General features: G+C 41.4%; 12 protein-coding genes and 1 pseudogene. 5 read left to right on the top strand and 8 right to left on the bottom strand.

What is annotated here, in order from left to right; genetic code table 11:
- The 3 genes and pseudogenes from FIS9605_RS44310 to FIS9605_RS37920 all read left to right on the top strand — a co-directional run.
- Nucleotides 1-454, top strand: a pseudogene (locus FIS9605_RS44310) (tyrosine-type recombinase/integrase); the annotation flags it as partial.
- Entirely contained in the window at nt 447-1,352 is a 906-nt protein-coding gene (locus tag FIS9605_RS39955) for a DUF6262 family protein (protein WP_051470106.1), read from the top strand. The pseudogene FIS9605_RS44310 and the gene FIS9605_RS39955, both read left to right, overlap by 8 nt.
- A gap of 3 nt (nt 1,353-1,355) precedes the next feature.
- Nucleotides 1,356-2,420, top strand: coding sequence for a CHAT domain-containing protein (locus tag FIS9605_RS37920; RefSeq protein ID WP_082209828.1), 1,065 nt, complete (start codon nt 1,356-1,358; stop codon nt 2,418-2,420).
- A 347-nt stretch (nt 2,421-2,767) separates the two neighbouring features.
- Here FIS9605_RS37920 and tnpA read toward each other — a convergent pair whose 3' ends face one another.
- On the bottom strand, nt 2,768-3,187 hold the full coding sequence (gene tnpA / locus FIS9605_RS0123405) for an IS200/IS605 family transposase (protein ID WP_026734763.1): 420 nt from the start codon (nt 3,185-3,187) through the stop codon (nt 2,768-2,770).
- 30 nt (nt 3,188-3,217) lie between these two features.
- On the opposite strand from tnpA, the gene FIS9605_RS0123400 reads away from it, so the two are divergent.
- Nucleotides 3,218-4,477, top strand: a complete 1,260-nt coding sequence (locus FIS9605_RS0123400; protein WP_026734762.1) for an RNA-guided endonuclease InsQ/TnpB family protein — start codon at nt 3,218-3,220, stop codon at nt 4,475-4,477.
- Nucleotides 4,478-4,573: 96 nt separating this feature from the next.
- Here the strand turns inward: FIS9605_RS0123400 and FIS9605_RS0123395 are convergent, their stop codons facing one another.
- The 5 genes from FIS9605_RS0123395 to FIS9605_RS0123370 form a co-directional block, all read right to left on the bottom strand.
- The gene (locus FIS9605_RS0123395; RefSeq protein ID WP_026734761.1) at nt 4,574-7,306 is read right to left on the bottom strand and encodes a two-partner secretion domain-containing protein; all 2,733 of its coding nucleotides are present in this window, start codon (nt 7,304-7,306) and stop codon (nt 4,574-4,576) included.
- A gap of 117 nt (nt 7,307-7,423) precedes the next feature.
- Nucleotides 7,424-8,233: a DUF928 domain-containing protein gene (locus FIS9605_RS0123390; RefSeq protein ID WP_026734760.1), complete on the bottom strand. Its 810-nt coding sequence runs from the start codon at nt 8,231-8,233 to the stop codon at nt 7,424-7,426.
- Between the two features lie 113 nt (nt 8,234-8,346).
- Complete coding sequence (locus FIS9605_RS37915) at nt 8,347-10,710, bottom strand: CHASE2 domain-containing protein (RefSeq protein WP_082209826.1); 2,364 nt, start codon at nt 10,708-10,710, stop codon at nt 8,347-8,349.
- A gap of 146 nt (nt 10,711-10,856) precedes the next feature.
- On the bottom strand, nt 10,857-11,831 hold the full coding sequence (locus FIS9605_RS0123375; protein ID WP_026734759.1) for a DUF1822 family protein: 975 nt from the start codon (nt 11,829-11,831) through the stop codon (nt 10,857-10,859).
- Nucleotides 11,832-11,858: 27 nt separating this feature from the next.
- Nucleotides 11,859-12,488: a sigma-70 family RNA polymerase sigma factor gene (locus FIS9605_RS0123370; RefSeq protein ID WP_026734758.1), complete on the bottom strand. Its 630-nt coding sequence runs from the start codon at nt 12,486-12,488 to the stop codon at nt 11,859-11,861.
- 444 nt (nt 12,489-12,932) lie between these two features.
- On the opposite strand from FIS9605_RS0123370, the gene FIS9605_RS0123365 reads away from it, so the two are divergent.
- Complete coding sequence (locus FIS9605_RS0123365; RefSeq protein WP_026734757.1) at nt 12,933-13,742, top strand: response regulator transcription factor; 810 nt, start codon at nt 12,933-12,935, stop codon at nt 13,740-13,742.
- A 97-nt stretch (nt 13,743-13,839) separates the two neighbouring features.
- Here FIS9605_RS0123365 and FIS9605_RS37910 read toward each other — a convergent pair whose 3' ends face one another.
- Entirely contained in the window at nt 13,840-14,445 is a 606-nt protein-coding gene (locus FIS9605_RS37910; RefSeq protein WP_063748475.1) for a 2OG-Fe(II) oxygenase, read from the bottom strand.
- A gap of 119 nt (nt 14,446-14,564) precedes the next feature.
- Nucleotides 14,565-16,013 (bottom strand): MBL fold metallo-hydrolase, encoded by a 1,449-nt coding sequence (locus tag FIS9605_RS0123355; RefSeq protein WP_026734756.1) that lies wholly within the window; start codon nt 16,011-16,013, stop codon nt 14,565-14,567.
- Nucleotides 16,014-16,024: the final 11 nt, after the last annotated feature.

Genomic DNA, 16,024 nt, shown 5'->3' with positions numbered 1-16,024 from the left:
AAAATTTCTTGGGCATGAATCTCCTACCATGACTAATGCTTATGCTCATATCTTTGATGACACATTAAGAAAAGAGATAGAAAAATACCACGAATCAAGAGTAATTAATTTTCAAGGAGAAACCGTTGAGTTAGAAGAAAGTATTTTATCTAGTAATGAAGATTTGGAATGGTTCAAGAGAAATGTTCAAGCCAGGGCATTAGAACATGGATATTGTGCTAGACCCAAGGTATTAGGTGATTGTGATATTCCTGGTTTTGATGGTTGTTATAACTGCCCTCATTGGAGAACTAATAAAAACTTCCTGGCTGTTCTAAAAGACACTTTAGAACGTACCAACAATGTTTTAGAAAAAGCCCAGAATTGTGGTTGGCAGCTACAAATTCATAAGAATACGCCTATCAAAGAAAATTTAGAGAAAGTCATTAAGACCTTGGAGGTAGACAATGACTAATAGGAAGATTGAAGCGTTGCAAGAGGCAGCAGCACAGAAAGCTAAGGAATCAGCAGAACGAGTAGAGAAAGCACTTGAGAGGATGACAAAACAAGGTCAAATAATCAGTTTTAAATCTGTTGCTCAATCTGCCAATGTATCGACTGCTTACTTATATAAGCAGGAAGATTTAAGGAATAGAATTGAAACTCTGCGTGACCAGCAGAAACAAAAACCTAAATCTAAACAACCTCCAGTAGCATCAGATAATTCTAAATCAGTAATTATTTCCACTTTAAGGGAAGAAAACAAGAAGTTACGAGCAGAAATAGAAGGACTTCGTAGAGTTAATGAAGGATTAGCTGGTAGGGTTTATCACTTACAAGGTGCTGAGGAGTTAGCAGAAAGACTCAAGTCTGAGAATGCAGAGTTCAAACAACAATTAGAGGAATGCCGCCAACAACTACAACAATTTACAGCAGTAACAGTAGAAAATCCTAAAGTAACATCATTAGAAAAGAAAAGAGCAGGGCGTTCAAATATTAGTGACAAAGTTAAACAACAACTTGATTCTTTAGGTATTCAACTTAATTCAACTTTAACTAAAACAATTAAATCCGTATCATTAGAAACTGTTTTAGATGCGATAGAAGCTTTAAAAGAAGCGATCTCTGATGGTGATGTTGATAAACCTGGAGGTTGGTTGAAAACAGCTATTGAGCAAGGATGGAAACCCAATGGGAAAATTCAAATTAAATCGGAGTTAGACTTATTCAGTGAATGGTATCCAAAAGCCAAGCAAAAGAGATTAATTCAAGCTAGTCAAACTACTAAAGACGGCATCATGATCTACACTAACGATGAAAAGTGGATACCTTTTTCGGAGATGTTAGCTCAGTATCCACTTGAAACGTTGTAGAAAATGACAACAGCGTATAATCACTTGCTTATCTACGTTGTAGACTTTAAAAACGACATAATCGGGGATGAAAACGCAGCTGTCATCTATCCAATTATTTTGCCAGACCGCTTGGAGGTCATTCTGACCTTGCCTGGTCAAAACAAACTTCGTCAGTATACAACAAAGATACCCCGCGATCAAGTAGAAAGCATTATCACTTCTCTGCGTTCATCTCTATTGGATGTCGCTGGAACTTCTCAAGTCAAAGAACAATCTCAAAAGATATATGAGTGGTTAATCCGACCAGCGGAAGTAGAATTGACCAATAGCGGCATCAAAACCCTAGCATTTGTACTGGATGGATCTTTGCGGAATATCCCGATGGCGGTTCTCTACGATCGACAGCAGCAGAAATATCTAGTAGAAAAATATGCGATCGCTTTAACTCCGGGTTTGCAACTTGTTAATCCCAAACCTTTGCAACGGCTTGAATTAAACGCTTTAACAGCGGGAGTAGGTAAAGAACGCTTCGGTTTGCCTCCACTACAAAACGTAGCACGGGAACTAAAAGTAATTCAATCTAAGGTATCCAGAAGTAAAGAACTCCTCAATCAGGAATTTACCCAAACAAATCTGCAAAAGCAGCTGCAATCAACTCCTTTTTCCGTAGTTCATCTAGCAACTCACGGCGAATTCAGTTCAGATCCAGAAAAAACCTTTATTCTTACCTGGGATAAACTGCTCAAGGTCAAAGAATTTGATAAATTAGTGCGAACTAGCGAAACTAACAGGTCTAGCAACATTGAATTACTCGTACTCAGTGCTTGCAAAACCGCCCAAGGAGATAAGCGAGCCGCATTGGGATTAGCTGGAGTAGCTGTGCAGGCTGGAGCACGCAGTACACTGGCAAGTTTGTGGTCAGTAGACGATCAATCCACCGCCTTCCTCATGAGTGAGTTTTATCGACAGTTAAAGACTGGGGTGACTAAAGCCGAAGCGCTTCAGCATGCCCAACTAGCTGTTGTTGCTAAAGAGAACAGTCCCTATTACTGGGCTCCTTACGTACTATTGGGGAATTGGCTGTAATACCAATACTTCTCGAATAAGCAGACTTGATTCTCCTTTATGGTTTGGGATGCATGTTAAAGGTGAAGGGGTAAAAGATGAATATCTGTCCCTTTCCCTTTTCCCTTTCCCCTTTAACCGAGAAGTATTGGCTGTAATACCATTTCTCCAACTTCTTGCGGCAAGGGGTCGCCCGTTAACCCTACGGGTATAACGGGTGGGGAATTGCCGCCCAGGATTTAGTCAGGGATAAAACGATTAGAAAAGAGCCAAGCCTAGCACGCAGCAAAGCTTTGCTGCGTGCCACCCTACGAATAAATTAGTGGGCTTGTCGAATATATATAAAGGCTTGGTTCTTTTTCTTGGTTTCATGCAAGGTCATTTGGCGAGGATTGTTGTTCTACATATTTCTTGAGTTGCTCAATAGTTACTCCACCACAGCTGGCAACAAAATACGAGCCAGTCCAGAAGACAGGTTTGCTGTAAAACTGATTGAGATAATTAGAAAACTCTTTACGGATCAATCTGCTAGAAACGGTTTTTAAATTAGCAATAAATTTACTTATTTGCACTTGGGGAGGATAGCTAACGAGCAGATGAACATGGTCTGTTTCACCATTAAACTCCTTCAGAGTACATCCCCATTTTTTGCAGGTGTCCGCAAAGATTTCTTTTAACCTTTTCTGAACCTGTTGGTTGATAGTTTTTCGTCTGTATTTGGTGACAAATACTATGTGAGCAGTAAGAGAGTAAATAGATCTAAAACCATGTTCATAACTGTCTTCCATTTTAAAGCGGTAAGTGGTACAATTAGTTTTATGCTACTAACTTACTGCTACAGAATCAAGCCATCAGTCGAGCAAATTGTCATTATGGACAGTTGGCTGGAACTGTTGCGTAGACACTGGAATGATGCATTAGGTCAAAGACTGGATTGGCTAAAAAGAACTCGCTCACCTATTGATAGATACAGTATTGTTAGTGAGCCTATAGGTGAAATACCTGAGCGAGTAGACTACTATACTCAGCAAGCAGCGTTAAAAGAAACAAAACAATTGTTTCCTGAGTACAAAAATATTTGGGCAGAATCACAACAATTTAACCTACAACGACTAGATAAAGCCTGGAAGCGTTGGCAATTTCCATCCCATGATGCTCAACGTGGCGGCAGACCTAGATTCAAAAAGCCTGGAGAGTTACGGTCTTTTGTATTCCCGCGAGTCAACTGCCCTAAAGCTGGCGCATTTGTTGAAAATGGAATACTAAAATTGAGCAGGATAGGCGCAATGCCTATCCGACTGCACCGTCCACTGCCGGATGGTTTTACCCTCAAACAAGCCACAGTAGTCAAAAAGGCTGATGGTTGGTATGTCTGCGTTTCCATGCAAGATGAGTCTGTACCTTCACCATTGCCTTTAGATAATATAAAAACAGTTGTAGGTATTGACGTAGGGTTGAAAGAGTTTTTGACCACCTCTAGTGGTGAAACAGTGCCAGTAGTCAAACCCTACCGTCAAGTTCAAAATCATTTAGCTCGACAACAAAGATTTTTGTCTCGCAAACAAAAAGGCTCAAATGGGTACAAAAAACAGCAAAACAAGATTGCACGGATTCATCAACGGGTTGGCAGAATCCGTGAAAACTTTCATTACAACACAGCGCACAATCTGGTTAATCGTTATGACTTAATCGCAGTTGAAGATTTGAATCTGAGGGGGCTAGCTCGTACACGACTGGGGAAATCGATTCTAGATGTTGCCTGGGGTAGCTTTATCAGCAAGTTGGAAGCAGTGGCGGTAAAACGCGGCGTACACGTTGTTAAAGTCAATCCAGCAGGCACAACAGTAGAATGCTCAAGTTGTGGGGCCAAAGTACCCAAAACTTTGTCGATTCGTACTCATGAATGTACTCGCTGTTACGCAGTTATCGACAGAGATGAGAACGCTGCCCGTAACATACTGCAACGGGCATTAAACGCGGTGGGACTCATCGTGCCTGCCGGTGGAGGCTTAGGGGATACCCAGCCTGTGAAGCCAGAAGCTTGGGGTTGGAATGGAGTACAGCTATCTCTATTTTAGCCTTTAGAAGCTCCCGGTATAGCCGTAAGGCTTACCGGGAGAGAACGTCACATAAGCCATTAGATATATTGCTGTTGGTCTCACCTAGATGCAAACTTAGCCCCGGCAGTTAGCTGGTGTCTGCCAGGAACCGTGAGGCGTGGTAGTGGATGCATTCGCTGTCAGAATTACCTCCCCTTTGGGATTTCTCATCCATCCAGTAGCTTCAACAATCGGTACTGGTTTAAGCCTCACAGGATTTTTGACAACAGTTTGGCGGTTGCGATTGTTACTACCAGAATTGCGCGTGACCCAATCTATTTGCGGTGTATCACTATAAAAAGTTTCCCTAGGATTAAGTGGCAAGCCACCACGTCCAGTCACCTCAAATCGGCTTTGGCGATCGGCAGTACCCACCTGGCAGCCTTGGGCTACTTGTGGTTCAACTGGTGCGTCTGGCAAGTTGATTAATCCTCGATTAGGGTCAACATCAGGAGTGTTAATAATTACCTGACCGCTTAAGGAGGGGTTTGTGCGTGAAATCGCAGTGATATCACTACTAGGCAGATTGGCGGGGTTTAGTTCTTGGGGGTCTTTGGTTCCCAATAAAGTCTGGAGTTCTTCCCGGCTGCGTGGCGTCAATCCAAAAATACCTTGTGCTTTGATTTGGACTCTACCACCTGAGCCTGTGTAAGCATTGGCAGCAATGTCGCTATTTTCATCTGGGACGGTGACAATAAATCCATCAGGAGCGTTAATTGTGATGTTACCGCCATTCCCATTACCTTGGAGAAAAACGGCTGCGCTGGCGGATATCTGACTATTGCGACGTAACAACAACAAATCCTTTATCTGTAAAATGATATTTCCGCCGTCAACTGATGCTGCTCTGGCGTTGAGCGTAGCCCCATTGTCCAGCAAGATCGAACGAGCCGTAACTTCTAAGTTGCCTGGTAGCCCAGACACTGAACGAAGAGTGTTAACACCGACTTCCGCCCCATCTCGGACAATTAATTCTCCGGTGGAAATCTTCAAGTTGCCAGTGGAATTATCATTCTCAGTCCGATTTGTCAAACGGCTGGACACCGAATTACCTGGTCTATTTGTTACTGTTCCCACTACTTCCACGGAATCCGAGGCGTTTACGGTTAAATTTCCACCTTTGCCTTGACTTCCAGACACAGTACCAGCAGATACCTGCCCTCCATTACCGATAACTAACTTAGGAGTGTTAATTGTAATATCTCCAGCAACTCCATCACTTCTAGTCCGAGTAGTCAAACGACTAGGTTCTATTTCTTCATCTTTGTTTATTGTGAATCCAATCACCTCCACAGAGTTCGAGGCGTTTACGGTTAAATTTCCTCCATTGCTTTTACTCTCAGACAAAGTATTAGCAGATACCTGTCCTCCATCACTGATAACTAACTTAGGAGTGTTAATTGTCATGTCTCCAGCAGATCCAGCTCCTTCAGTTCGACTCGTCAAACGGCTAAGAACCTTCTGATCTAATGATGCTCCTTTCACTTCTACGGAGTCCGAGGCATTTACAGTTAAATTTCCTGCATTGCCTTGACTTTCCAAAAAAGTACCAGAAGATACTTGTCCCCCAGCTGCGACAATGAACTTCCCCGTGTTAATCGTCAAAGCTCCAGCATTGCCAGCACCTTCAGTCCGAGTTGTCAAGCGGCTGTAGTTCAGAAGATTTACTGATTCTCCTCTCACCTGCACCGAGTCAGAGGCATTTATAGTTAAAGTTCCTCCCTGTCCTGTACTTCCCTGATAAGTACCAGCAGATATCTGTCCCCCAGCCTCAACAATCAACTTGGGAGTGGTAATCGTCAAAGCTCCAGCATTACCATCACCTTCAGTCCGAGTTGTCAAGCGACTGTAGTCCTGAAAATTTGCTAATGCTCCACTGACCTCGACGGACTCAGAAGCATCGATGGTGAAAATTCCCCCACTTCCTGACCCGAGAGTCTTGGCTGCAATTTGTGAACCATCGGTGACTGTTACACGCCTGCCTTGCACGTGAATATCGCCGCCGCCTTCGCCACTAGCATCTACCACAGCTCCTTGAGATAGTTGAATGTTCTGGAAGTTCTGTATGCCTTCATATCCCAAGATCCAGCCTTTGTCTGTTGAGTTGAGCGTTACCAGACTAGTATCAGCAACACTCCCCAATTCAATCCGTCCTCCTGGTGCTGTTAGCTTGCCTCCCTCCTGCGCGATTTCACCACCCACAAGTGCCAAGGTTTTACCAGAGTTAACCTGTAGACCAACAGGTTCACCAGTGCGATCGCTTGCCTGAGATTGATTAACGATATTTTCTGGTGCTGACCCAAATTGCAGACCTAGGGGTACGCTAATCGTCAGCAAAGAATTAGTTTGGGGTGCAGTGGCACTAAACTCTGCACCATCAGCAAATTTGATGCTATTAGCTGTAGTGGCAATAAAAGACCCACCGATATTTAGCGAAGCATTGCGACCAAATACAATTCCATTAGGATTGATTAGAAACAGGTTAGCTGTACCGTTGGCTCGAATCAAACCATCAATATTAGAAATAGACTTACCCGTGACTCTGCTAATGATGTTTTGAAGATCGCCAGCATTGTTAAAGTAAGCTGTAGTCCCATTAGGGACGGAGAATTCCTCAAAGCTATGGAAAAGGTTGCTTCCCGCTTGGGTTCCTCCTTCAATGATGTTGGTATTGCCATCGGGAGTAACGCGAGAATTATTTGGGAGAGTGCGATCGGGGGTGATTTGAGCGAGAGCACAATTTCCAGAGGTAATTATTGCTCCTCCCACTAATAACCAATATCCCCAATTTCGAGCGATCGCGAACATAAACACACCTCAAAAAAGTAATTATTCGTGATACTTTTTGACGGCAGATACCTTACGTCGCTAAGAATAACTTTTGGCAACTCCCTGTATGTGCATTGTTGCAAATGCGCTCCAAAATTATCTTTGCAGATTGTAATGCCCAACGATTGATGCCCCTGCAAATTCTTCCAAATTAACAGCTTCTAACAATTTTGCCCAATCTTCTGCCAGCACTCGTGAATCTGAATTGGTGCTTCGCAGTTGAGCTAAATTAGTTACAGCATCTTGCCAAAGATAATTAACAGCATAGACCTTGTATTTACCTGGTTTTACTGTTTTTAACTGACTTTCAAGGCTAGTATTGAAAGGCACGCGTTGTATCCATGCTTTCACATAAAAATAATCAGATGTATTTTGCGACTCACCACAATAAATTTTGAAGTACCATTGATATTTACTGTTTGTTTTGAGTGCGTATTGTGGATTTGATGGTAGGTTGATGCCAATAATACCAGCCTGTTGAGGCAGCGAAACCAGTGTGCGGTAAATGTCTTTGCCAGATTCATCCTGAAAAATAAATTCTCCAGAGCGTAGATTTGTGGGCAATTGTGGCAAATAAACCCAAAAAGTGGGATATTCAGAAACTGTTAATGCTAAGAAAGATTTTGATTCTTCTGGTGTTTCTTCTCCAGGCACTAAGGCAGTGAGAGGTTGATTTAGGTTGGGACAACCATTGCGTCTTGCTCCGCCTTGACGGCGACCAATGGGTGCGCCGTTATGTGGAAATTTCAATTCGCTGAGGTTGTTTTGCGTGCTAGCAGAACGGTTTGTAATTGGTTGAGCTACCTGTGCTTGAACTTGTAGAGGATTATTCACAAGACTCAGGAGAAGCAAAGGGATAACGCAAGCAAGTTTCATCTGTTTTTCAGGTTGGTTATTCCTGACCATAGCGATTTTGGATGTGGTAATTGGTTATTTGTTAGTGGTTAGTGGTTGTTTGTTGGTTGTTGGTTGTTGGTTGGTGGTTGGTGGTTGTTGCTTGGTGGTGATTTCCTTATTCATCACTTCCCCCACAGCCCCCAACCCCAGAGGGGACCCCTAGCCCCCACTCTCCCACTCTCCCCATCTCCCCATCTCCCCTTTCCCCTTCCCCTTATCCACACGGTTGCAGTAGCTGTAAACATAAATACTAAAGCAGGTGGAACCAGTGGTATCCACCCTGCCTGTGTAAAGATGCTAAAGCAAATTCCAAATAGTGTCAAAAGCCCTGTTACTACTGCTAACCCCAAGTGCATTGGTTTTGAGAAACACCACGCTATGATTCCTCCTACCAATGACCATCCCAAAACCCAAACTGCTTCCACCCATCCAGACCACCACCACAATAAAGCTCTACCATCGAGAACAGCACTAAGGATATGGCTGATCATATGGGCTTGCACAAACACTCCTGGTATTTTCTTGTTGGTGACAGGAGTTTTCCAATAATCACTGGTGCTTGGGGCAGTAACGCCAATCAGAACGATACGATTCTTTAATGAGTCTAGGTTAATCCGGTCATTCAAAACATCTTTGAGAGATACTGACTCAGCAATATTTTCGCGATCGCGCAAGGAACGATAATTTAGCAGCACTTGATAACCTGATGCATCCACCCCTTGATAGCCGCTAGAGTGTTCTTTTAATGGCTTGAACGCAACTTTGCCAATTTGTAAATACCCTTGGCTTGTAATATCTGCGATCGCACCTTTGGAAAGCAAATAATGCCGTGCAATCTGAAGGCTAAAAGCATATTCTGCGGTACAGGGAGACTCCACTGGCGGATTTAATTGCAATAACTGGCGACGGAGAATATCATCGCTATCTACGACAAAATCACTAAAGGTTTGGCGGTTTTTTGGGACTTCATCAGGAGGGTGAATGCCATCAGATGCATCATCAAAATCAGCAGAAACTTTGCATACTGCAAAAATCCGGTCATCCTGATTGAGGCGAGTGGCTAAATTTGGATTATCGGGATCTACAGAAAAATCACGATAAACATCTAAACCAATAGTTGTTGGTTGATATTGTTCTAGTTTTTGCAAAAGTTGCAGAAGTGCCAGATCCGATAGTGACCCTGTTCTCTTCATTTTTTGCTGGTTCTGATAATAAATGTCTGCTTCATCAACAGTGACTATTAACAGGCGCGGATCTAACCTTTCAATTGCTGGTTGTATCTGCATTAAATGGTCGTATGCTTGCAATTCCCAAGGTTGCAACATCCCTAGATGACGCATTCCCATTACCAATGCGGTCACAAGTATACTTGTGATAATTATGGTCAGAAAATTCTGTCTGGGCTTGGTATTTTGAATAAATAAATCTTTCCAAGTCGGTGGTACTGTATTCGGATGCTGAAAAATTACTGGCAACCAAGTAGCATTGGGAAATTTATCTTCCAACCCTTGCAGCTTTTCCCTTGCTTCCCGCGATGCCAAATATAGAGATTTACCATCAGCAAAAGCTACCAGAAAATACTTTAAAAATTTCTGCGCTACCTCATCGGGTATTGGTTCCCGCATGACAATCATTTGCGGTATTTGTAAACAGGCAAGCTGTCGCGCTAATCCCAAACCATCACAAGAGTTAAAAATCGCCAGTTGCAACCCTTGTGCGATCGCTCTTGTTAAACCATATCTTAATTCGTCAATTGTTAAACTATCGCTTTTATTGATATAAATACGACCAGTACGATCGGCAGTTTCACTATGTCCAGCAAAAAATAGAATATCCCATTGCTGCCACAGATAATTATTTAGCTCTTGGCGTTGTGGTTCTACTAAAATAACTGTTTCAGAATTTGGTAAACTTTCTAGCAGTTGACGGTCTGGTTGAATGTTAATTCCAGTACTATCACCTAGAATCGCTAAAATTCTAACTTTGGGTTTACGTGATGGTTTTGGAGGAGTTTCAAATGCTGTGGCAGTGAGGGCAAATTCTGCAAATGGGTATCTATCAAAAAAATCCCACTCTTGCCAAGGGAGACTTTGTAATTGATGATTGTCGGTACGGATTAATACTCTAATTGTTTCATCTCGTGTTAATTCTTCCCGTAATGTGTTGTTGATCTGGCGAAAATCTGCGGATGCTAACCATTTTTGCAGGCGATCTCTCAAAATTTTGGCTGTTTGGTGGCATTCTGAAATTCGCTTTGTGATAGAGCCATCATAAATAATTTCTTGAGGTTTTATGCGACTAGGAATTCCCAAACTGCGATAGTTCAACTGCCACTGATTTAAGCATGTAACCAAGTCGGGATATGGTGGGAGATTACCAGTAATTTCTATTTCCGGACGAGCAAAATCTGAACCAATCTCCAGTGTCACCCAAAATCCCTGATGTTCTAAATCACCATCTAGTTTGAGAACAACTAACTTCGTCATATACCCATTTGAGATTTGGAGGTTTGTATGATCTAATTCACCCTATCAAACACTGAAAATATTGGAAATTGTTTTCACATTGTTTTAAAGTCGTAATAATTTAATTATGACTGTTAAAATCAGCACCAGTATTTTTTTACCATGCTTCAAGCTATAAAAGCTTCTGTATGGCTGACATCGCCCAATATCACTTTCACGCTAAAACGTTCTCCAATTTCGCTACTAAAGTTTAATTGAATACTCTTAGTGTTTCTAGCAGTAGCTTGCATAACAGCTATTCCTTTTTCATCTAACACCATTAGCTCAAGTTCTTCTGGGAGATAATTTTTACCTCCAAGTGGACATACTTTCGCACAGATATTTATTTCTCGTTCAGAGGCTGGTATTAATCCTACTACTAAGGCGATTGGTATACTTTCTGATTCTTGTCCTAAGTCAAACAGTTTGCCCTTCTGTATGCTAAAGTTTGAATTTTCTAGATCGAGAGCAATCAGGCGTTCAGCAGATCTAAATTTCAAAACTAGCTCAGCTTGTTGTTGCGAATTCACAAGTGATTCTACAGTCTGCCAACCAGTATCAATAACATTCTTCAGCCACTGGCTCAAATTAATTGGCGGTGGTACAGATGTGATGAATCGCGTCTCTACGGTAGGTTGAGTTAGATGTAACAAATCTGCGAGCGATCGCAATTCAGTTATAAGTAACTCACCGCTTTCTGGAACAGTTTTCACAAATCCTAGCAGAGTTGCTTCCATAAGTGATTCGTCAAGAAGAACGGCCACGTAGCCAATTCTGTCTGAGCAAACCTCTGGTGGAAAGTAAATCATTTTTTGAGCTGGTAATACCGGACGACACTCTATCTTTCCCAAACTAATAACTTCTAAATCAGCAACATCCATGAGACTTTGCATGACTGGATTCCAAACAGAACTAGTTTCCCAATTCGTTTCAATTCCCATGCAAATGAGGTAAAATCTTACAGCATATACTGCCAAAATATTGAGATAAACCTGTTTGGCAATATTCGGGTTGCCATACTTGGTTAGTAACTCTTTTGCTTTAGTATGAGCCTCTAAGCCAAGCGGTACAGTAAAAGTTAAAGATTCTCTTGAGTTTATCATTACTTATTCACCTGTTCATCAATTTACTTAGCGATCGCAGTACTCTTTTAACTGAGAGGAAAATTTATTTATACATCGGTAATAAAAGCTGCTAACAGTGGAAATTTTGATTTCAAATTCTGCTGCAATTTCTTTCCAAGACTTTCCCCATATTCGTCGCTGAACTAATGCTTGAAAGTTAGCTTGAGGACATTCTTCTATATGTTCATTTTTGAAAATATCTTCTGGATCTAAATCTATAAATTCTTTCAGTATTTCTCTTAGGTCTTTTTCTTCTTCGGCTTGAGGAAGATTTTCCCAATAAGTAGTAGTTACTTTTACTACTGAAGGATGCTCGTAAAATTTACGAATAGCGTCTTTAAAAAATCGCCTTTCTAAGAGAAAATTAACCCACGCCATCACGTTAGCGCGTTCTGGTTCATACTTGTCAATATTTTGGCAAATATACAGAAACAGTTCCTGACGTGCTTCATTATAAATATCTTGATAAATACCTGAAAACTGGCTTCTTGAAGGACGCCAAAGATTGCCAGAGTCGACAATGGCGTTAACTAATTTTGTTAAAGCAATCTGCCGTTCCCAAGAACGCGGTGGATATTGCTGTGCTGTTTTCGCTAACTGTAGTAGATGAGAATCTAGTTCATATCTCCTCGTCATTTGAAACTCCAAAAGTTTTGGAAAAGCCGAAGTTGAACTTCTATTTCTCTCTCGCGTTCCTGTGTAGCGCTTTCTGCAAAACAACTATATTTGTTACAAAGGTTTACATAATCAGTTTTTACAGTTAAGTGTAAAACTTTGTAACAATAACTCAGGCTTTGCAGAAAAGAAGCCGCAGTGACGAGAGAAACATGTAGAGCAATGTATTGCTTCAGAAAGAGATTGAATTAACACTACATAGGTTTTGTATCTACCACAATACTTGTAAGTCAAACAAATAAAACTAAGACTTACACCCAAATTTTCTTTGCACTTTATCTCTCTATTTCTCTACGTCTCGAAGGCTATTTATTTTTCATAACGTTTGTAGGCGATCGCTCAGCGTATCAGCCAAATGAACATTGGTCTATTTGACAATCAATATTTCAATATCAGAGGAAGACAATGACAAAAGTTTTGACAATTTCAGATGAAGAACAAGTCTGCAAAATCTTGTTAAAATGCCTGGAGGAAGAAGGATTAGATCAAATCTCTGAAGAAAATGATTTTGTCGGTACAAAGAAGATAGGAGAACAGCTATCAGATTTCGTGATTTGCGAAATTAGAATGCCAAATCTCAATGGTTACGCCGTTCTAACCAATTTGCATCAAGGCTCTCTCAAAGCAATTATTCCCTTGATTTTTCTCACTGCTAAAGCTAGCAAATCCAAGCGATGCCAAGGTATGGATCTGAAGGCAGGCGACAACCTTACCCAGGCTTTGCAACTCAAGGAATTACTGCGGGCGATCGCTGTCCGCCTAGAAAAAGAAACAGTCCTGACAAGCTGGTGTGCTATTCAATCACAGCAAAGTCCAGCACCAGAAAATAGCGAAATTGAGGAAGCGGTAACTTCTCAATCGCTCTTTCCTTACAGCCCTCAGTTGCAAGAAGTATTCAACTTTGTTGAAGCTAATTATCATCAACCAATTGGGCTACGTGATGTTGCCCAGGCGGTTGGTTACTCCGCAGCTTACTTAACCGACCTAGTACGACGCCAAACGGGACAACCACTGCATCGTTGGATTATCCAGCGCCGGATGTCAGCAGCCTGTTCTCTACTGCAAGAGACTAACCAGTCAGTCGAGCAAATTGCCGAAGCAGTGGGCTATCGCTATGTAGGATGTTTCTTTCGTCAGTTTCGCCAAAGCTTAGGAATGACTCCTCAAACTTGGCGAAACGCACAACGTACTCAATCAAACACCAAACACAACTGAAGAAATATCCATTTTCAATAGAGCCTGAAACGGGAGCATCTGCCACGCAAAACCGCACACAAAATATATAGTATTGCATTGGCGATCACCTAGATCTCTACCTACGCTTACGACCACCTTTTTTTGCTGTTGGAATTAATAAACCCAAAAGACAGAATTCAATGTGATACTTCCTTTGAACAGCCCTAGATTGTATCTCAAACTCCGGAATCTGCTGAAGTCGAGTTTTACTTAAATTGTACTGCTCGCAGACTAAACTGATACGAGCTTGTGAACTTTTGACTTCATTCACTGAATGTGTCAGATTACCCCGAAAATAAAGTAAAGTGTTGGTTTGAGGCTGAATCTTACCAACTTTGCGATCGCGCTCCTGGAGTACCAGTTCTCCTCCTTGCAAATCAGGCGGCACTTGGACGTAGAGTACACTCACAATAGTTGGAATAGCCATAAACTTACCTGGTTCAGAAAGGCTACAGTCAACGTGTGGCTCTACACAAGATCCCCCCTCTATGACTAGGGGATTGAGATAAAATGCATTGCAGGCAGACATCAGCGCAACTCTCAAATACGGTTGAAAGAAGGGAAAGTGCCGTTCAACTTCACTGATGCTTGAGTTTTTAAAGACTATAGAGAATCCCTTCGTTCCTGCAAAGCTTTCGCTTAATTGACTCGCTGCTAAATAGGGGGAAGACAGGATCTGCATTCGCAAGGAGTCCAGGTAGTCAAGAAGGAATGTTTTTGACCTGAGCCAGTAATATGAATTTGAGATTATTGCCATAGTTTCAATTTATATTTATTAGTTTGACATAAATCCTTACTCTCTCAGTTTTTAGGTTCCTGCAATTGCCTAACAAGATGATTTCCTAGCTTCATCATGTAAGTATTTCTTTTATGTGAAATTGAACTATTGCTATTAATTTGAATCCATTTTTTTACTTCTTGATACCGAACGCTCTCGAAAACTTTCTTAGGTGGAAATTTTAAGACAAGAGGTTCTTGTATTGAAGTTTCTTTGGGTTGAATAATTCCATATTGAGTTGGTATATATATTTTTTTGAAGCTGCGACAATTGCCCCCAAGGCTAGCATAGTCCCAGCCTTTCATCTGTTTCAAAATGCTGTAAAAGCTTGACGCTGTAATGCTGGTACAGAAATTAGCCAAGGGATTTCGTCCTACTTGTGCTTGAATATTCTCTTCTGCAAAATCAAAAACCCATTGTTCACAGGAATCTGGAAAAACTATTTCTAGTTGATAAATAACTTTCCAACGACAATGTTCTATAAAAAGGGAATCTTTTTTTTCCATGAAAAACTGAGGCAAATTTAAGCATACTTCTTCTTTAATTGCCTCTTTCATCTCATCGAGATTATAATTATCTGGATTGTCGTCAATTAAGTTACTCCCTACCTTTACTGGCGAAAAATCCAAGTTTTCTCTATCGTCTTCCACCTTTTTGACAAATTGACTCATCTGTTTGAGATGACTAAACTCGCCGTTTTTAAAGGCTATGATGTCTCCTGGATCGAAAGCAAAGACGTTGTCTCCTATTTCTGGATAAACCATCCTTACATCTTTACAAAATTGTTCTCGCGTTACTGGGAATACAATCTGGTTTAGCCAAGATGAGCCATTAATTAATTTGAAGCCATTGGCTCCGGGAGCGATCGCCTTTGGTTGAATTAAACTGATTTGCTCAAGCGACTGGCTGTATTCAGAGTAAGGAAAGGACAAACTCTGATTAGTTTGGTAGTTAACCTCTAGCATTGGCTGCCAAGTTGCCAATAAGAAGTCAATTTGTGGATAGTAAGATTTTACAAAACGAATTGTATCTAGGCTGACTACCGTATCTACTTGATTCCAGCAAACCCCTGATTTATCGGCAAATACTATGCCATATTCAGGGACGCGGTTTTCTGAACGGGTTGCCAACAGACTTGTGGAGCCAAGCTTAACTTCACTAAAGTCATTCAAATGATAGATTTGAGAATATCCCAATTGACGAAGACAAGTTTCTATCAGTTTGTCATTAGGAATTAGGACATCAACTGTTTTCGGTAGATAGGCAAGAGAGCGAATGTCAAAGTGATCCAGATGCTGATGGGATATGATTAGTAAATCAAATTCTGGAAGTAATTCATGAATTACTTCTCGCTTTGGACATACATCCTCGATTCCTTCATTGTGTGGGTCCCAAAGCACTGGATCCATGAGAATTTTGCAATCTTGCGTTTCCACAAATATTGAAGCATGTCCAATCATGTGAATTTGCATAGCTCACCTCT

Origin of the sequence: Fischerella sp. PCC 9605, from assembly GCF_000517105.1 — a bacterium.
GTDB lineage: Bacteria > Cyanobacteriota > Cyanobacteriia > Cyanobacteriales > Nostocaceae > PCC9605.
This window is presented reverse-complemented; position numbering and strand designations above follow the sequence as displayed.